The organism is Pseudoalteromonas sp. PAB 2.2 (assembly GCF_001938575.1).
GTDB classification, from domain to species: Bacteria; Pseudomonadota; Gammaproteobacteria; order Enterobacterales; family Alteromonadaceae; genus Pseudoalteromonas; species Pseudoalteromonas lipolytica.
This window is the reverse complement of the sequence record NZ_LYPI01000029.1, coordinates 1-19,998: the sequence shown is the minus strand read 5'-3', so window position 1 is coordinate 19,998 and position 19,998 is coordinate 1. Positions and strand designations below refer to the sequence as shown.

Genomic DNA, 19,998 nt, shown 5'->3' with positions numbered 1-19,998 from the left:
CGCCAATCTGAATTATTGGTGAATAACTAAGCATTAAATTGTTATCAAGTGTAACGCTGTCATCGTTGTTTTATAGGCAAACTTACAGTGAACACCACGCCGCTATCATCTGCGAGATTTTCAGCCTTGACCTGTCCCTCATGGTAATCACAAATTAAACGAACAATATACAAGCCTAATCCCAAATGGGGTTGTTGCTGATGCTCTTGAGTTCTCACTGATACCATCGAATCAAATATATGATCTACTAAGCCCTCTGGTAACAAAGGGCCTTGGTTCACAATTTTTAGAATAGCGTGCTGTTCGTTTTTAGCTAAACTCACCGTTACTTGGCTGTCAGGAGATTTAAACTCGAGCGCATTATTAATCAGTTTATCAAGAAGTTGGGCAATAAACTCCGGGGCCCCTCGCAGGGGCAGTGGTGATTCATAAAGTGATAAATTAAATAATTTCTCGCCATAAGTAATTTGGTAACCTTGCATGCAGCCAGTGATCACTTGAGTGAGATCAAACGTCTCAGCTTCCACATTTTGAATGCTTTGTTCTAGGCGTGTTGCTTCACTCATTGTGGTTATTATTTTACCTAGTCGCTCAACGCCTTCACTGGCGCGCGCGAGGTATTTTTGACTAAACTCAGATTGCGGCTGCATTTGTAAGTTTTCAAGCGATGAGCGCACCACCGCAACAGGGGTACGTAATTCATGAGAAAGGCGTGATGACATATTCTCAAGGTAATCGGTATAACCACTTAAGCGGCTGACAATATTGGCAAAACTACGTGAGAGATCACCAATTTCATCATTTGAATCGGTATACGTTATTTTGCCTGTAATTCGGCCTTGTGCATCAATAGCTTGCTCAGCGTTATCACGTAAACGACGAATACGGCTTGAGATCCGTGATGCAAAAAAGAATAAGGTGACAGTACCGACTAGCATGACAGCTAAAATAACGTTAAATAGTTTCTCGAGCGATTTATTACGAAGAGTACGCACACCATTGGTGGTTTCTTCTGCGATAACAGCACCAATGACCTTATCTTGAATCCAAATCGGGTAGGCTGCTGATAAGATCACCGCCTTGCTATCGGGAGTTAAGCGCCACGATGAAGCGGGTTTCCCGTTTAATGCACTGGCGATATGCGTGCCTTGCATAGCGGCCACATCATGCAAAGTATCAATAAACTCATTTTCAGGGCGAGTTAGTATTTGGTAATAAAGCGGATGCAAGTAATCACGCTCAAATTGTTGCCACCATGTTGTTGCCGGTTTATCTGTGAGTCCATCTGCCCAGACACCATCAGCGTGATGTATAGACCCCGCTTGTGCGAGTACGCGATGGTGGCTATCGACTACCCAAATTCGACTGCCGCTATGGCCCATCCCTTTTAAAATACGGTTTATCTCTGGTGAAGGCACAAGCACCGAGCCAATGTCGTTGGGATTGAGTAGGTTAGACGTTGACATAAGTTGAGGCTCAACTTTGTCATCATCCCAATCTTCAATTGCAAATCCCAGCTTGTTGCCAAGCATGCTTAATGGAAAGCGCAGTTCAATGTTATAGCCCGTTTCTGTGCTTTGAAAATAGCCTTGAATCTTTGTAACAGGCTCGCGGCTGATAGCGTCAAAGGCATTAACCCAGCCATCTTGGCGAGCAGCAATCACGTAATGCTTAAATTCACCTTCGGGGGTCTTTAACATGATTTGTAAGTGATCATTGCGCGTAATACTGAGCGTATTTTTAGCGCGATACACCAACGAGCTATCACGCACCTCAAAGACTGCATACAAATAGTTTTCGTACTTACCAACCATATGACTAAATGCTAAATCAGCGTCTTCGTGCGCGGGGTTTACACGTTGTAAGTAGCGTTTATCGTAATGCCAAAAAAGTGCCCTATAGGGTTGCCAGTCAGCAAGTTTGCCATCAAGTTGAATCGGGTTACTGAGGTTATAGGCATATAAATCACGGCCTTTAACGACCTGATCTAAAAAATTGGTTTGCGAGTCGAATAAGGCTGGCCGTTCATGTAGCGCTGTTGCCAGGGCTCGTGTGGTGCCTACGAGTGTTTTTTCTTGGCCTTGCCTTAAAAACTTTTCCATTTCCCAGACATATTCATAGCCAAGCCAAGGCAGTAAAAACAAAAAGCAAGACAGTAAAATAAACTTACTGCGCAAACCAAATCTGAGCATTAAGCTTGCTCCCAGCGATAACCCATACCGTACACTGTGTCGATACAATCGAAGCTATTATCTAAGGCGATAAACTTTTTTCGGATGCGCTTAACATGGGAAGTAATCGTACTGTCATCGACATAAATTTTTGCATCGCTCATTAATTCATTGCGACTTTTTACATGCCCTGGACGCTGCGCAAGTGAATGCACCATCCAAAACTCAGTCACCGTCAAGTCAACAAGCTGATCGTGCCAAAACACTTGCATACGCTGGCTATCTAATTTTAATAGACCACGATGCAGTAGCGCACCTTGATTAGCCGGTTGTTCAAGTGCATCTAAGCGTCTGAATAAAGCCCCAATTCGTGCGGCAAGGTGCGCCATACTGATATCTTTTGTTAAGTAGTCATCAGCGCCCATGCGCAGGCCACAGACCGTATCAATTTCACTATCACGCGCGGTTAAAAAGATAATAGGCAAGGTTTTCGAGAGCGACCGTAATGTTTGACATAATAAAAACCCTCCATCAATTTCATGCGCTAAGCCAATGTCTACGATGGCCAAATCTGGCAATGACTGGCTAAACGACAGCTCTGCGCTTGCTCGGTCAGCAAACCCAATGACTTGATAGCCTTGTGCGCTCAACATTTCAGTGTAGTTTTCGCGGATGGCTGTTTCATCTTCGACAATGGCTATTTTCTTCATTCTTCCTACTTATTTAGCTTCATAGTCAGCACTATGAATACACTATACCGAAAATTTTACTGTGCGTACTGGCAAAAATGCGATTGCCATTTTTCTGCCACAATTGCTCAGCAGTTTGCCTTTTTTGATCCCCTTTATTGCCATTTCGGCTTGTTTTAATAGCGCTATACCACGTTTGCAACGCCAACCAATAGTTGCCAAACAATTAATGTAAAAGAAAGGATTAAATTATGAAAAAGATCATCATTGCTGCACTTATAACGTCGGCCCTATCAACAAGCCAATTTGTTGAGGCTGCGCCTCAAGCAAAACAAGAAACACCAAAAGAAACAGCTATTGGCCTTAGTGCAGGCGCTGTTGTTGGCGGTTTGATTGGGGGCCCTGTGGGTGCATTTGTTGGCGCATTTGCCGGAGGATTAATCGGTGAAAAAGAAGCCGGTGAGCGTGTTATCGAAGCGCAAAACCAGGCACTTGTTGTTATGCAGCAGCACACCGCAGATTATCAGCAGGTTATTGCTAATAATGCGGTTTTGACTGAGCAACTTGAGAGCTTGAATGATGAGAAAGAGCAATTGCTTCAAGCCCAACTAAATACTTTGCTGGCCATGACCGTTCAATTTAAAACAGGGTCAAGTGAGATAGCCCCGCATTTTGCCAGTCAGCTCGATAAAGTCGCACGGTTACTGATTGAACAACCGCACTTGGCTATCGACTTAAACGGCTTTGCCGACCAACGGGGTGATGAACTCGCTAATTTAATGCTATCTAAGAAACGAGTGAATGCCGTGCAAAGTTATTTAATTAAACAAGGTGTGCCGCACACGCGACTGTCTGCTACAGCATTTGGCGAGAAACAAAGTGTTGCAAGTTCAAATGATTATGAAGATAACGTGTTTGATCGCAGAGTCACACTAACCACACGACCTGTTCAAAACACGCAATTACAGACTGCAAAAAGCAATCGCTAATTCATCTGTCGATGGAGTGACATGTTATGTTGAGTAACCGAACCAAAAGGCTCTTGTCCGTGAGCCTTTTTATCCTACTTTTAGGATATGCTATAAATCCTGCATTAGCCGCTAATGTCAGTGCACAATTACGGTTTTATGATAACTTGCACAGCGAAGTGTCATCAGGCGTTTTAGTCAAAAACGATGTGACGATGACGCTCACAGGTTTAATCAATCATGTGGTTGTTAAGCAGCGTTATCAAAACCCACACCCGTTTGCAGTTAATGCGCGTTATGTATTTCCTTTGCCCGATGAAAGCGCAGTACATGCATTACAAATGCAAATTGGTGAGCGTGTGATTACGGGCAATATTGCACTCAAACAGCAAGCTGAGCAGCAGTTTAAAGAGGCGCAGCAGCAAGGCAAGCGAGCAGCCCTAGTACGTCAGCAACGGGCGAATATTTTCGCAACCGATGTTGCAAATATCGGGGCGGGCGATGAAATTGAAATCACCTTACAGTATCAAGAGATAATTGGTTTTCGTGATGGGGTATTTTCACTGCGTTTCCCAACCACGATTACACCCCGCTATGAACCAAAAACAGCTCAGCTTAAGCCTCATACAAGCGAAAACCCAGAGCCTAATTCATCGTCAATGTTGAATCAGAGCGCTCTGGCTTCTGCGTGGTTAAAACCGGTGTACCAACGCACAAATAGTCAGCAGGTTGATGCACATTTAAACTTGGCTATTAACATGGATATTGGTTTAGAGCTTAGTGATATAAATGCAAACCTGAGCGGTATGCAAATTGATAACCCACATTTTGGGCGCTATATACTTGCCCTTAATCGCGATGTACCGATGACACGTGATTTTGAGCTGACATTTAAGCCGCTCGACAAAGAAAGTTCACAGGCTGCGTTTTTTAAAGAAGTCGTCAATGGCGAAGAATATGGACTATTGATGCTCGTGCCGCCAGCGGATCATTTTACCGCACAGGCACGCCTCCCGCGTGAAATGGTCTTTGTAGTCGACACGTCGGGTTCTATGCATGGTCAGTCCATGGAGCAGGCAAAGCACGCTTTGTTTTATGCTTTATCGTTACTCGATGAAAACGATAGCTTTAATATTATTGGTTTTGATAATGACGTTACGGCTCTCAGTGAGTCTGCAATGATTGCCAATGACTTTAATATTCGCCGTGCAGAGCGTTTTATATATGGCTTGCAAGCTGATGGTGGCACAGAGATAAGTAATGCACTATCGCGGGTATTAGATGGCAAACAACATGATGGTTTTGTGCGTCAAATTGTATTTTTAACCGATGGCAGTGTGGGCAATGAAACACAGTTGTTTTCGCAAATTCAAGCTGACTTAGGTGATAGCCGCTTATTTACCGTTGGTATTGGCAGTGCACCAAATAGTTTCTTTATGACACGCGCTGCTGATATTGGTCGTGGTACGTTTACCTTTATTAGTAGCGCCAGCCAAGTACAGCCTAAAATGCAGCTATTATTCGATAAACTCGCTCACCCAGTTGTAACCGAGCTTGTCTTACATGCAGATAACCAAGAGCTTGAGTACTGGCCATCGCCTTTACCCGATCTTTATTTTTCTGAGCCCGTGTTAGTTGCGGTGAAGTTAGCTGGAAATCAACATGTAACCCTGACCGGGCAGACCCAATCAGGACCTCTTAGTATTAACTTATCAGCGAATCACGCGGCGCAAGGTGAGGGCATAGCAAGACTATGGGCAAGGCAGAAAATTAAGTCACTCCTGCTTTATAATGATAAAGACAGCGTAAAGTCAGAAGTCGAAACATTGGCACTTCAGCATCATTTACTCAGTCCATTTACTGCTTTTATTGCTGTTGATAACGTCGCTGGGAACGAAATTGCTGAGCGCTCAGTGCAACTAAGAAATAGGCTGCCGAGTGGAATGACATTGCCACAAACAGATGGGCAAAGTCGTGTATTTATAGTGTTTGGCTTGTTATTGGTATCGTTAGCATGGTTATGGCAATGGCGACGTTAAAAAAGGCCTTACCACTGTGTGTGGGGTTGCTTGGCATTTCACTGCTACTCAATGGCAGTTATATGCAAGCCAAGGCGTGGCTTGCCCAGCATCTGATTGAGTCAGCTTGGCAACATGCTTTGCTGACGCCAAATGAAAAAGTCAGGCCGTGGTTTTACGCTGACGGTTATGTCACAGCACAACTAAATTGGCCTACTCAGCAGCAACGTTTAACTATTTTAGCGGGGGCGTCGGGGCGTAACTTAGCCTTTGCTCCCGGGCATTTCTTACCCAGTGGTGAACTTTCGAGTGACAATGGGGTGTTAATTGCAGGCCACAACGATACCCACTTTGCATTTTTAAAAAATGTGAAAGTGGGCGAGTCGTTTTCTATGCAGTTACAAAACGGCCAAGTCGTGCACTACCAAGTACGCAGTGTTCGTGTCATTCATCAACACGAGCAGGCCTTTTTAATGCAACCCGGTTTGTATTTATTAACCTGTTACCCTTTTGATTCTTTGGCATCGGGTACCGAGTTGAGGTTATTAGTGTCGGCAGACAAGCTCTCATCATCTACGTCAATTTTAAGTTCTTGATGGCGTTGACTGACAATCACGCCCGCAAATACCACACCGATACTTAACCATTGCCAAGTTGTTAGCACTTCCCCCAGTAAGATAGCGGATAAAATTAACGCAAAAATAGGAATCAAATTAGAGTAAGCCGCGGCAGTTAGTACCGATACTTTACTGATGGCATAGTTATACATACCATAGCCGCCTAAGGTCACGCACGAGCCTAAATATAAAATACTCAATAGGGCACTCAAATCATGTTGATTCTCGCTCGGCAGTTCAATAAAGAATAAAAAGGGTGCAAAGAATAGGCTGCCACTAAAGCCTTGTATGGCTATCAGTGTAAGCGGGGAGTAACGTGTTACTAAGTGTTTAACACTGACAGTATAAAAGGCCGCGCAGACCATGGCCATGAGCTCTAAAAAGTTACCCAGTAAAGGGTTTGGCGCTTGCTCGCTACTTGGCGAAAGCAAGGTTAACAAAATACTGCCACCAATACAGAGGGTAAAGCCAACCACAATGGCTTTACTGATGTACTCTTTTAACATTAAGAAAGCTAAAATAGCGACAATAATCGGTAAGCAAGACACAATAACACCCGCTTGCGATGCTGATGTGTATTCAAGCGCATGACCTTCAAATAAGTAATATAAGCAAGGCTCTGCCAGCGACATGCCTATCAAGTATTTCCAGTCGCCTTTTTTAAATTCAAAGCGGATCACAAATCGCCACAAGCATAAACAAATTAAAAGGGTGGTTAACATCCTTAAAAAAATTACCAATACGGGGTCATAAATTGTGATTGCATGCTTTAACGCAATATAGGAACTTCCCCATAAAAAAGTGGCAATTATTAAGCATAAACTGGCAGGCATAGGTGTCGCTTCGTGTGTTAAAAATGAAAAAACGATCCTAGCATGAATTTTTTTAACTTGTTCAAAAACTGTTTGCTGGTATATATAAATTCTCTATTTTATTTACAGAATTAATAACGCAGATGCAAAGGCCACACGTCGTTGTTGTAAAGCTAGGCACAAGTGTGCTGACAGGCGGTACAGACAAATTAGATAAAGCACATATGGTGGAGCTTGTTCGCCAGTGTTGTGAGTTAAAAAAACAAGGTTATCAGGTTGTTTTAGTATCCAGTGGCGCTGTCGCTGCGGGTCGTGAGCAATTAATAACCCCCTGTGGCCGTTCTTTGATCGAAAAACAAATGCTGGCAGCAATTGGCCAAGGTCATCTTATTCATACTTGGCAGAGTTTATTTGCACTCTATGGTATTAATGTTGGGCAGATGCTGCTTACCCGAGCTGATGTTGAAGACCGCGAACGTTATTTAAATGCCCGCGACACACTCAATGCATTGCTTGCGCATAATGTGGTTCCAATCATTAACGAAAATGATGCCGTAGCCACGACTGAAATAAAAGTCGGCGATAATGATAACTTGTCTGCGTTGGTGGCTATTTTAGCAAATGCAGAAAAACTTTTGCTGCTGACCGACCAAGAGGGGTTGTTTACTGGTGACCCGCGCTCTGATGTTAATGCAACTCTCATAAACGAAGTATCACACATTAACGATGAGCTCAGAGAGCTTGCTGGTGGAAGTGGTACAAGTTTAGGAACTGGCGGAATGGCAACTAAACTTCAAGCTGCTGATATTGCTCGTCGTGCAGGCGTTGAAGTGATTATTGCCAAAGGTGCGGGCAAAAATGTGATTTTAAATTGCATGGCTGACAAACTGCCAGGTACTCGGTTTTTAAAATTAACCGCCCCCAAAGATGGTCGAAAAAAATGGCTATTAGCGGGCCCCAAAAGTTCTGGGCAACTGGTGATCGATGATGGTGCCAGTTTGGCACTCCAAGAGCGCGGAGCCAGCCTTTTAGCAAAAGGGGTCAGAGCTGTTAGAGGCCAATTTGAACGAGGTGATGTAATTGAAGTGATATCGAGTGAAGGTCAATGTATTGCAAAGGGGCTCGTTAACTTTAACCATCAAGAAATCGATACAATAAAAGGCTGCCACTCATCACAAATTGCGCAGTTACTTGTGTTTGCACCAAGCAGTGAAGTAATACACAGAGATGATATGATTTTATTATAGTTTTTTAGTAATTTTTATAAATTTAACTACACTAAAGTTACTAATAGTTCTGGGGACTTTTCAATGCAGGCAAACCCTTGTGGACATGAATGGGTTGTGACGATAACACAGCAAGAAGAAGAGCCAGAGCTTGATCAGGCCCTTGTCGATGCGGTGGCAGGGTTAGGAGAGTTTTCGCGGTTTGCTATTTATGTCAATAAATTCTTTAAACCAGGGCTACCTGCACAATTAATTAATAAAGACACCGTGATAGAGAAGCTCTCTGAACACGAGGTCAATGAATTAATAGATAAAGTCAGTCGCAATAAAATCCGCATTAGCCATAACTATGGCTGTATTTATACCTATGTACCTGTTTATTATACGGGAAATGTAGTAGGGGTTTTAGTGATTGAGTCGAATCAAGAGCTCACCGAACGCTGTAGTATGTTAGCAATTTACATGCTAAATATTTACGCTAACCAACTTTCATTGTTGTATAAGTCCCGCCTTGACCCATTGACTGAATTACTTAATCGTCAAACGTTTGATAAAAAAGTGATTGATATCGCGGCGCAAGCGGCGCATGGAGTTACTCACTCAGATGTAAATCACCGCCACTGGTATTTGGCAATGATCGACATTGATCACTTTAAACGTGTGAATGATAACTACGGCCATGTTATTGGTGATGAAGTCATTTTGCTGGTCGCACAATTACTCAAAAATAACTTCCGATTCGAAGATTATGTATTTCGTTATGGGGGAGAAGAGTTTGCCATTTTATTTCAAGCAACCGACGAATGTGATGCGCGCAACGTGTTAAATCGATTTCGTGCGTGTGTCGCTGAGTATCCATTTCCGCAAGTAGGTAGCCTCACTGTAAGTTGTGGTTTTTTGCCTATTTGTGAGTTTGAAATGGTTGCAAGCTTAGTTCAAAAAGCAGATAACGCCTTGTATCATTCAAAGAACATGGGGCGTAATCGCATAACGGCGTATTGCGAATTGGATATTCAAGATAATAAACACAATGATGACTCGATAGAGTTATTTTGAGCCTGTTGCAGCGTGTAGTGCTGTGTTAAAATTGCCCACCTTATTTTATTCAGTATGAGAATGTGAGATGAAGTTTGTCCGCTGGTTGTTAGGCCGCCTTATTTTACTTTTTGATTTTATTTTTACGCCGCGCAGTAAAAAACGTCCTGCTGCAGAGCAAGCACAGCTTGATTTAGTAACATCACAATTTAAGCTATATCAATTCAAAGCGTGCCCATTTTGCGTAAAAGTACGCCGTGCGATTAAACGCCAGGGCTTATCTGTGGAAACTCGAGACGCCAAAGGTAATGAACTCTTTCGCCAAGAGCTATTAGAGCAGGGCGGAAAAATTAAAGTACCGTGTTTACGTATTGAAGAAAACGGCCAAGTAACGTGGTTGTATGAATCAAACGATATCATTGCTTATTTAGATAAAGTCGCTGCATAAAGCGGCTTTTCACTTCGATAATAGCTCATGCTGTGCTAGCATTTGGGCAAATTTTTAATTGTCTTTTGAGAGATATAACCATGACAATTCGCACCCGTGTTGCTCCTTCACCAACAGGTGATCCGCATCTAGGTACTGCTTACATCGCTTTATTTAACTACTGCTTTGCAAAACAGCAAGGTGGGGAGTTTGTTTTACGTATAGAAGACACTGACCAAGTGCGCAGTACAGCTGAATCAGAGCAAGCTATCATGGATAGCTTACGTTGGTTAGGCTTAAACTGGGACCATGGTCCTGATGTGGGCGGTGAGTTTGGTCCATACCGTCAATCTGAGCGAAGTGATTTATACAAAAAGTTTGCGCATCAGTTAGTTGAGCAAGGCAAAGCATTTTATTGTTTTGCAACTAGCGAAGAGCTAGATCAAATGCGTGAAGAACAAATGGCTGAGGGTTTGCGTCCTAAATATGATGGTCGTGGTTTAAATCTATCAGACGATGAAATCAAAGCGAATCTTGACGCGGGTAAGCCGTACGTTATTCGTATGAAGATCCCAAGCGACGGCACGTTTAAGTTTAACGACTATCTTCGTGGCGAAATTGAGATCCCGTGGGAAAACGTAGACATGCAAGTGTTGCTGAAAGCCGATGGCTTCCCAACGTATTTCCTTGCTAACGTTGTTGATGATCACCACATGCAAATTAGCCATATTTTCCGTGGTGAAGAGTGGATCAACTCAGCGCCTAAGCTATTAAAATTATACGAAGACTTCGGTTGGGAAGCGCCTGTACTTGGTCACTTGCCGTTACTTCGTAACCCAGATAAATCAAAGTTATCAAAGCGTAAAAATCCAACTTCAATCAATTACTACAAAGAAATGGGTTACCTGCCAGAGGCACTATTGAACTATTTAGGCCGCATGGGTTGGTCAATGCCTGATGAACGTGAAAAGTTCACGCTAGATGAGATGATTGAACACTTTGATATGAAACGTGTTTCTCTGGGTGGGCCTATTTTCGACGTGGATAAGCTTAGCTGGTTAAACGGTATGTGGATCCGTGAAAACTTGTCAGATGCTGAATTAATGCAACGTTTTGTTGATTGGAAATTTAATACTGAGTTATTCGCTAAAGTATTACCAGAAGCAAAAACACGTATTAATACGTTATCAGACATGGTTGATCTTGCCGGTCATTTCGTGGGCGGTATTCCAAGCTATGATCCTGCGTTGTTAACGGCTGGTAAAGCGGGTGAAGATGCAACACGTCAAGCACTGCAATTCTTCATCTGGCAATTAGAAGGCTTACGTACATGGGAAAAATCAGCGATTTTTGCCATTGCGAAAGAAGTTGCAACGTTCCATGAGCTGAAGATTAAAGATTTTCTTGAGCCGATTTTTGTCGCTATTACGGGCAAAACATCATCAACATCGGTACTTGATGCAATGGAAATATTAGGCTCAGACCTGTCGCGTGCGCGATTACGTGTTGCACTTTCGCACATTGGCGTGTCAAAAAAGCAAGCGAAAAATATTGAGCGCGCTTACCGCGATTACCCGCAAGCTTAAAAATTATTACGCTTTAAAAACCGAGCTATATGTGAAGTGACCCCCAATAGTTGGACATTCCAATGACTGGGGGTTTTTTTATATTTAAATCAAAGTTAACGCAGATTTAACTTGTAAATAGGTACTACTCTAATAGTATTAAACATGTACAACTTATCACTTGTAGGAATATCTTAATTAAGCAGTATAAGGTGGCTGCAAGCGAGGGATTTTTTAAGCTGAAGTGAATGCTTCGGTTAATTTTCAAGGAGAAAGTGATGTTCAAATACTTATTGGTCTGTTTGACCTTTTTTGGCATTAGTATGTCGAGTTTCGCTGCTGATAAACCCAATGTGCTTATTATTTGGGGTGATGATGTTGGTATGTGGAATATTAGCGCTTACCATCGTGGCATGATGGGAGGTAGCACACCTAACATAGATAGCATTGCCAATGATGGCATGATATTTATGGATCATTACGCACAGGCCTCGTGTACGGCTGGTCGTGCTGCATTTATTACTGGTCAGTACCCAATGCGTACCGGTCTTAGTACGGTAGGTCTACCTGGAGCACCACAAGGTTTGCAAAAGAAAGATCCAACGTTAGCAACGATGCTTAAATCTAAGGGGTATGTAACAGGGCAGTTTGGTAAAAACCATTTAGGTGACCTTGATGAACACTTACCAACAAATCATGGTTTTGATGAATTTTTTGGTATTTTGTACCACCTCAACGCGGGTGAATACCCAGAACAGCAAGATTATCCACAAGACGCCAAAACACAAGAAAAGTTTGGTCTAAAAATGCGTGGAGTCATTCATTCAAAAGCGCTTGCTAATGGTAAACAAGAGGTTAAAGATCTTGGCCCATTTGGTAAAGAACGTCAGCGTAATTTAGACCAAGAAGTGCTTGTTGAATCAAAACGTTTTATTCGTGATGCTGTAAAACAAAATAAGCCTTTCTTCGTTTGGCATAACACCACACGCATGCATTACCAAACTAACCTTAATAAAGCGTATGACGGTAAAACAGGGTTTGGTTTATATGCTGATGGTATGGCTGAACTGGATGATGATGTAGGAGAGCTGCTTAACTTACTTGATGAGCTTAAAGTATCTGATAATACAATAGTGATGTTTTCTACCGACAATGGTGCTGCATCAAACTCATGGCCTGATGGTGGTAACCAGCCGTTTCATGGTGAAAAAGGTGTTGGTGGCTGGGAAGGTGGTTTCAGAGTTCCTATGCTTGTTAAATGGCCAGGCCATATTCCAAGTGGTGTAAGCACGGGTGAGTTTATGACCATGGAAGATTGGATACCAACGATAATGTCATGGCTCGGTGATAAAGACCTAAAAGCTAATTTGCTTAAAGGTACAAAAATTAATGGCCAAAAGTATAAAGTTCATTTAGATGGCTTCGATCAAAGTGATATCTTGTTGAATAATGGTAAAACAAACCGTAAAGAGTTTTATTATTTTACCGAAACGACTTTCCACGGTATGCGTTACGGTGATTGGAAGTTAATTTTCACAGAGCAAGAGCATTGGTTCAGATCTTCGCAACAAGCCCTTACTACACCTTACATCATTAACCTAAAAATGGACCCATTTGAGCGCTTCATTGATGCAAGGGGTTACGATGAGTGGGCAGAAAACCGTAGCTGGATTTTAGGCCCTGCAGGTAATCAAATTTCAGAGTTTGTAAAAACCTTTAAGGCTTTCCCGCCTAGCCAAGAGAGCATGTCAGTACAAGTGGATAGTGTCGCTGAAATGATTTCAAAGCAAGCGCTAAACCGCTAAAAATATAGGCTTTACCAGGGCACGACGTTGCGACATCGCAGTTTTGTTCGTCACTGGTAAAGCCTTTACAACTTTCAACCCTGTAGCCATTGTCGCCTCTATTTACCCCCTCACGTTTTAACTGCTCAATAGCAATACTCTATTTATCGCTGTTGGATTGTAACCGCTAGATTGCACTGAACGTTGCCCTAGGCAGCTAAGTTCTTCAACATCGCCAAAATAATATGCATCACTTTGAATAGCTTGTTCTTCACTTATAAATTCCTGTATTCGCTACTTTTCGAATTCATAAGTAAACAAATTAGGGGACTGTTAGTCTTAAACCTATGTTGCCGCAGGCAGATAAAGTTGAAAAAGTGGTGAGTAAAACGAGCAGTCGAGTGATGTTTTTTCACTTTAACTAAGCTCTATTGTTCTATCGCTAAAAGCATGACTTTGTTGTTAAAAATTGAGGCTAATATTGAATAAATACATCTATTTATGCACTTTGGTTAGTCTTAAATGGGGTTGAAAATGTAACTAAGCTTGAATCTTTGTTAACGGTGTCGATTTTTTTGCGTCTTAAATAAAAGTAGAAATTTTCACATTTAGAGAGTGTCCATCAAATTTCGATTAGCGTTATGGCTTGTTTTATAAGCTTAAATTTGATTTTGTCGTTATTTTGGTAATTTATTTGTTAAGGTTAAGTACAAAACGCTACAACTAAGTTGATTAATTTGTTTCATGGGTGTGATTGAATAACGGTTAAGTTTGGAAATGGATATTCATAAAACTTAAATAATTATTCAAATAACTATCCAGGAATTACTTATGCAAGTAAAAACACTCTCAATTGCTGTCGCTGCGGCTCTTTACAGTGCCAGCGCAGCCTATGCGACTGGTATTGAAGCTAATAACAACGCAAATAAATTACAAGCACCTAATATTACATTCGATGAAGTAAAAGCACTTTCAAATAAAGTTCATGACGCTAGTTCAGAAACAATGTTGCAAAACAATGGCTTGAACGTAAAAATAAATGCACAAACAAGAAAGTTCGTTGAAGAAGGCATCACAGGCGAAAGTATTTATATTGTAAAACTTCGTGACAATGCCGTTGCATTAGAAGCAAGAGATATTCAATCTCCACTTGCTCGTAGCTTGCAACAACAAGGTGTAAGTAAGATTTTTGAACACGGTAAGCCGTCTTCTCCTGCTGTAATCGACTATCAAAATAAGTTATTAACTAAGCAGCAATCGGTAATGCAGAGCGTGGCTTCAGTAACAGGCCGTACAGAAATGCGCCGCCAGTTTACTAAAGCAATCAATGGTTTCTCAGTAAAAATGACAGAAGCCGAAGCGCGTAGAGTGTCAGAGCTAGGCTCTGTTTCATCTGTTATGCGTTCAAAGAATTATGACCTTTTATCTGATGAAGGCCCTCGTCATATTGGTGCAGACCAAGTGTGGAATGGTACGAGTGTACCAAGCGGTATCAAAGGCAAAGGTGAAGGGCAAATCGTTGGTATAATCGATACCGGTATCAATTCAGATCACCCGTCTTTTGCAGAAGTTGGCGGCGACGGTTATGTTCACACTAACCCGCTCGGCGATGGTAACTTCTTAGGTGACTGTGTTGACGATGCAGAGTTCATCCAATGTAATAATAAATTAATCGGTGTACGTTCTTATGACATGATCACCGATGTGTTCTCTGAAATTATCCCAGGCTGGCCTGCAATTGGTGAAGATTACCAAGGGCATGGCTCGCACGTTGCGTCAACAGCAGCGGGTAACGTAGTTAAAAACGTACCATTAGTCACTGTTGGTGCTGGTGACCAATCAGATGGCATGGTGATTAAAGAAGATCTCTTCCCAGAAATTTCGGGTGTGGCACCGCATGCAAATATTATTTCTTACCAAGTGTGTTACCCATCAAATGATATCGGTGCGAATGGCTGTCCGGGCGAAATATTACTAGCAGGTATCGAAGATGCGATTTCTGATGGTGTTGATGTTATTAACTTCTCAATTGGTGGTTCAGATTCAAACAGCTGGACAGACCCAGTACAACTTGCGTTTTTAGCAGCACGTGAAGCGGGTATTAACGTTGCGGCTGCGGCTGGTAACAGCGGCCAAGGGTGTGGCAGCGCAGAGTGTTTCGGCTATTTGGATAACTCATCACCTTGGCTTGCGCAAGTTGCAGCAACGACGCATGGTCGAAGTGTTGTGATTGAAACGCCGGTTGAATATGCAGGCTTTGCTGACGCATCAATGGGCTCTGAAGTGCCAAGCTGGTCAGAAATGGGTCTAACAGGTGGCTCACTTAACCAAACAGACATCACGGGTGTCGTTGTGTGGGCTAAAGACTATGCTGATGTGAATGGTGTTAAAGATGCGAATGGGTATTGTACTGCTGACTACCCAGCTGGCACGTTTGACTTTTACAAAGATGGCTCGCCAATTGTGGGTGCTGCAGAGGGTGAAACTAACGTAATCGTTATTTGTCAACGCCATGACCCTCAAGACCCTAATGCTAATGCACGTGGTGCAAAGTCTGATCATATCAAAGCAGGCGGAGCAGATGGTTTCATTATGTTTAACCGTAATAGAGACCAAGGGACAGTTGCTGAAGGCTACTCACTTCCAAGTGTTCACTTTACTTATGATCAGTGGAATGGTGTATACCCAAATGATGGTTTAGAGGATTGGGTTGATAGCTTCTCTGAAAAAGGCCACATGATCACCATTAAAGCAACCAATGTTGAGCGTATAGTTAATGCTGAAGATGCTGATTGGTTAGCGCCATTCTCTTCTCGTGGTCCGTCGTATCCAAACCGTGAAGTATTGGCTCCAGCCCTTGCAGCGCCAGGTGTTGACATTTATGCGGCTTACGCTGATGAACATCCATTTGTTGCCACACCATACGGCACTGATTACTCAAGTTCTAGTGGTACATCAATGGCATCACCGCACGTTGCAGGTGCAATGACATTGCTACGCCAGGTACACCCAGATTGGTCAGCAACTGAAATTCAATCAGCATTATCAATGACTGCTGATAACGTGGTTAAATATCATCGCTTGAACAATGAAAAAGATACCATCGGTGAAGCGTCAGTTTACCGTGCTGGTGCAGGTCGTATTAATGTTGCTAATGCAGCTAAAGCCGGTTTTGTCATGGATGAGTCTGCGGAAAACTTTATTGCAGCAAACCCTGACAGTGGCGGTACACCACATAAGTTGAACATGCCAAATCTTGTTAATTTCTCATGTAAGCCAGAGTGTCAGTGGGTGCGTACCATTACAGCCACCGAAGATGGTACATGGACAGTAAGCAACGAAGAAGTTGTGAACTGGAATTTCGACATGAATAAGCAAATTCCACAAAATGGTATCAACTTTGAAATTACCCCTAATAAGTTCTCTCTAAAAGCGGGTGAAACACAAACCATTATTGTTAAAGCATCAATCATGGAAACACAAGATTGGTCAAGTAACTCAGAAGTAGAGCTGCACAGCAACCTACTGTTTAAAGCAGAAGAAGAGAACATTCCTGATGCGCGTTGGCCTGTTGTATTCAAATATGATCGTGGCGATTTACCAGCGAACCTAACAACTGTTGCACACTCTGATAAAGGCAGCTACGTTGTACAAGGCGTTGAGTTACCAGTTGTTTCATCACCTGTTGCACAAGCATATATGCCAGTTGAAGCAACCATAGATACGTTTGAATTACCAAAAGATAAAGACAATTTCTTCCCGTGGGCTTCTAATCGTACGGTTGAAGTAGACCCCGCTGATATACTTGATGAGGCTACCTATTCTAAGTTCATCACTGTGCCGGCTGATTCTAAACGCTTAGTCGTTGAAGTTGTGGGCGTAGAGTCTGAACTTGAAGGAAACTCTGACCGTGCTAACCCGCTTGTCTACATTGGTAAAGACTACAATGGTGATGGCGAAATTCAGATTGAAGATGAAATCTTGTGTGTCTCTGGTCACGTTGTTTATAACAACTTCTGTAATATTAATAACCCAGAAGAAGGTGAATATTGGGCCGTTATTTATAACCCAGCGAAACAACGTAATCCTGACTTTATCGAAAAAATTCAAATTGCAACAGCCGTTGTTAGTAATGATGTAGCGGATACGCTTGACGTTACACTTCCTGCAAGTGATGGCGTAAACCCAGTTGATATGACAATCAATTGGGATATGAACATGAATGCAGGCGGTATTTACTACAGTGCAATCGACGCTGGCACATCAACCGTAAACCCAGATAACCTCGGGACTATTCCACTTCGCATTGAGCGTGGTGTTGATGTTGTTGACGTAGCCGTAGGCACTGAAGCAGCTAAAGTCGGTGACTTAATTCCTGTTAGCTTTAATGTACTTGCGAATAACTCGGGTGCCGACCGTGAGTTCTCATTTGATATTGATGCGCCTGCAGGATTAAATTTCCACTCTGATCGCATTGAAATCTCAAGCACGTCAGATGTGGATGCTGAAGTTGTTGACGGTAAACTTGTTATCTCGGGTGTACAACCAGATACACGAGATGTTCAACCTGATTACCTTGTTACTAACAATGTAACCGATGAAATGTGTCGCCTTCCAAGTTTTGGTAATTCAAACCCAGGTGGTTATGTTAACTTATCTGATTTTGGTATTTTCCCAATGTTGTCGGGTTTCCAAGAAAATGGTCAAGCTAACTATGGCCGTGGTTGGATAATTCCAGTTAACACTTTATTCAATGGTGCATACGATAAAGTAAGCCTGTTTAATAATGGTGATGAAGTAAATATGTGGAATAACTTCATCCAAGTTAAAGGGATTGGTACGGTTGATACGCTAGGTGCGCGTTACCTTGTTCCTGCACATTTACGCTTCCCATATGAAAATGTTCCATACGAAAATATGGCACCACTTTGGCGTGGTTGGTCTATCACTGAATCATCTATCACCAAAGATGTTCTCTCTGTAGGTCTATCTGCATCTGAAGGTATCTCACTGGCTTCAACAGCAAATGGTTGGGCTATTATTGAGTGGGATAATGCATCTGACTACGGTAACGAGTTTGGCTTTAGAGGTCAGTACTCTTATGACCGTCGTGATAACTCATTCGATTTCCAATTAATTTTCAATGCTGAAACACGTTTTGGTAAGAATGAGCATGAAATCTACTATGCGTACGATAACATCGACTTTGGCAGTACAGGTACTCACGGTAGTATCGGTGTGCAAGGCTTTAAAGGCCAAGTATCAACATTTGGTCCATTAGGTGATTATTTAGGGGTTGATATTGCGTACGATAACATCGACGAAGTAGTAAAAGATGACTACATCGTGTGTATGGATTACGTTGGCCCTGAAATGTCTCAGTTCGAAGTAACGGCATGGGCTGAAGTACTCCCTTCTGCTGCAGGTCAAACATTGGCACTTAACACCATTGCAAATGTTGATGGCATCGAAGCAATCACTAAGCTTAATGAAATTACAGTACCAAGCAACATCACGGTTGTAGCGCTTGACGATATGGTAACCACAGAGGAAACAGCAATTAGCTTTGATGTTCACTATATTGATGAAACAAACTCGAAAAATGAAATTTCAGTTATTTCAGACAATGTAAGTTTTGAAGTTGATGGCGATACAGTCACCGTAACACCCAATGAGAATTTCTACGGTGAAACAGAAGTGACGGTGGTTGTTTCTGACATTGAGAACCCATCAGATGCTGCAAGCACGACGTTTATGTTGACAGTAACTGGAGTGAGCGATGCACCTGTTGCAAATGTAGCGAATACAGAGATGGTTATCACAGAAGGCGATACGGTCACACTAGATGCATCAGCGTCAATGGACCCAGATGGTGATGAGCTGAGTTATAGCTGGCAAGGTAACGGTGTTATTGCAGATGCAAGCGCAGCGTTAACAACCGTGTCAGGCTTAACTGCGGGTGACCATGTATTTACAGTGACAGTATCAGATGGTGAACTTGAAACATCAGCAACTATGAATGTGAAAGTAGTTACTGTTGCAGAGCGCTTAGCAATTGATGCTATTTCTAACCAATCAGTTGATGAAGATAACAGCACAGAGATTGCGGTTAACTTTGACAACCAGTTAGGTAAAGAAACCGTTATTACAGCAATGGCTGACAATGCTGAAGTTGAGGTAATGGGTCATGAAACGGGTTCAATGCTAAAACTGACACCGGCAGCAAACTTCAATGGTGAAATTGAAGTAACAGTAATGGTTGCTTATACAGACGAGCCTTCGGCGGTAGCACAAACAACCTTTACACTGACAGTAAACGCAGTGAATGATGCGCCTGTTGTAGAGCTTGCAGAGACTCATTTATATGTACGTGAAGGTCAAGTACCGACACTTAGCGCAACGGCATCAGACCTTGATGGTGATGAGTTAACGTATGAGTGGACGGGTCCAGGTACGATAGAGTCAGCAAACAGTGCGAGCACGAAAGTGTCAGGTCTCGTTGCGGGTGACTATGTTTATACTGTGACAGTAAGTGATGGTACAACAACGGTTGAACAAAGCTTACAGTTATCAGTAACAGAAGCTCCCGAGGTTGATGACTCAGATGACGATGAGGATTCAAGCGGCTCACTTGCGTGGCTAACACTTCTAATGGCAGGTTTTGCAGGCTTAAGACGCCGTAAAGC

At 42.5% G+C, this 19,998-nt stretch carries 12 protein-coding genes; 9 read left to right on the top strand and 3 right to left on the bottom strand.

All coding sequences use genetic code 11. The features are described from left to right. Positions 1–59: 59 nt before the first annotated feature. Both pdsS and pdsR read right to left on the bottom strand, forming a co-directional pair. Complete coding sequence (gene pdsS / locus BWD47_RS19760; protein WP_036970669.1) at positions 60–2,192, bottom strand: proteobacterial dedicated sortase system histidine kinase; 2,133 nt, start codon at positions 2,190–2,192, stop codon at positions 60–62. After that, complete coding sequence (gene pdsR, locus BWD47_RS19755; protein ID WP_075594527.1) at positions 2,192–2,881, bottom strand: proteobacterial dedicated sortase system response regulator; 690 nt, start codon at positions 2,879–2,881, stop codon at positions 2,192–2,194. Before pdsR ends, pdsS begins: the two co-directional genes overlap by 1 nt. 230 nt (positions 2,882–3,111) lie before the next feature. Here pdsR and pdsO point away from each other — a divergent pair, with 230 nt between their 5' ends. Genes pdsO through BWD47_RS19740 form a run of 3 tightly spaced genes read left to right on the top strand, consistent with a single transcriptional unit; the run spans position 3,112 to position 6,442 of the window. Further along, positions 3,112–3,849 carry a sortase-associated OmpA-like protein PdsO gene (gene pdsO, locus BWD47_RS19750; RefSeq protein WP_074988891.1) on the top strand — a complete coding sequence of 246 codons (738 nt, stop codon included), beginning with the start codon at positions 3,112–3,114 and terminating at the stop codon, positions 3,847–3,849. 26 nt (positions 3,850–3,875) lie between these two features. Beyond that, positions 3,876–5,867 carry a marine proteobacterial sortase target protein gene (locus tag BWD47_RS19745; protein WP_075594526.1) on the top strand — a complete coding sequence of 664 codons (1,992 nt, stop codon included), beginning with the start codon at positions 3,876–3,878 and terminating at the stop codon, positions 5,865–5,867. After that, complete coding sequence (locus BWD47_RS19740) at positions 5,855–6,442, top strand: class GN sortase (protein ID WP_075594533.1); 588 nt, start codon at positions 5,855–5,857, stop codon at positions 6,440–6,442. Before BWD47_RS19745 ends, BWD47_RS19740 begins: the two co-directional genes overlap by 13 nt. Here BWD47_RS19740 and BWD47_RS19735 read toward each other — a convergent pair. After that, positions 6,349–7,296 (bottom strand): DMT family transporter, encoded by a 948-nt coding sequence (locus tag BWD47_RS19735; protein WP_036970658.1) that lies wholly within the window; start codon positions 7,294–7,296, stop codon positions 6,349–6,351. The two genes, BWD47_RS19740 and BWD47_RS19735, sit on opposite strands and share 94 nt — an antisense overlap. A 122-nt stretch (positions 7,297–7,418) precedes the next feature. Between BWD47_RS19735 and proB the strand changes: the two genes are divergently transcribed. From proB to BWD47_RS19705, 6 genes are all read left to right on the top strand, one after another. Continuing rightward, positions 7,419–8,522: a glutamate 5-kinase gene (gene proB / locus BWD47_RS19730; RefSeq protein WP_036970656.1), complete on the top strand. Its 1,104-nt coding sequence runs from the start codon at positions 7,419–7,421 to the stop codon at positions 8,520–8,522. A 63-nt stretch (positions 8,523–8,585) separates the two neighbouring features. Further along, the gene (locus BWD47_RS19725) at positions 8,586–9,557 is read left to right on the top strand and encodes a GGDEF domain-containing protein (protein ID WP_075594525.1); all 972 of its coding nucleotides are present in this window, start codon (positions 8,586–8,588) and stop codon (positions 9,555–9,557) included. 67 nt (positions 9,558–9,624) lie between these two features. Continuing rightward, positions 9,625–9,984, top strand: a complete 360-nt coding sequence (locus BWD47_RS19720) for a glutathione S-transferase N-terminal domain-containing protein (protein ID WP_036970649.1) — start codon at positions 9,625–9,627, stop codon at positions 9,982–9,984. A gap of 80 nt (positions 9,985–10,064) precedes the next feature. Next, positions 10,065–11,549: a glutamate--tRNA ligase gene (gene gltX, locus BWD47_RS19715; protein ID WP_065978065.1), complete on the top strand. Its 1,485-nt coding sequence runs from the start codon at positions 10,065–10,067 to the stop codon at positions 11,547–11,549. 257 nt (positions 11,550–11,806) lie between these two features. Continuing rightward, positions 11,807–13,333, top strand: coding sequence for an arylsulfatase (locus tag BWD47_RS19710; RefSeq protein ID WP_081759736.1), 1,527 nt, complete (start codon positions 11,807–11,809; stop codon positions 13,331–13,333). An 810-nt stretch (positions 13,334–14,143) separates the two neighbouring features. Beyond that, positions 14,144–19,998 (top strand): S8 family serine peptidase (locus BWD47_RS19705; RefSeq protein WP_075594524.1); only part of this gene is annotated, 5,855 nt, incomplete at its 3' end.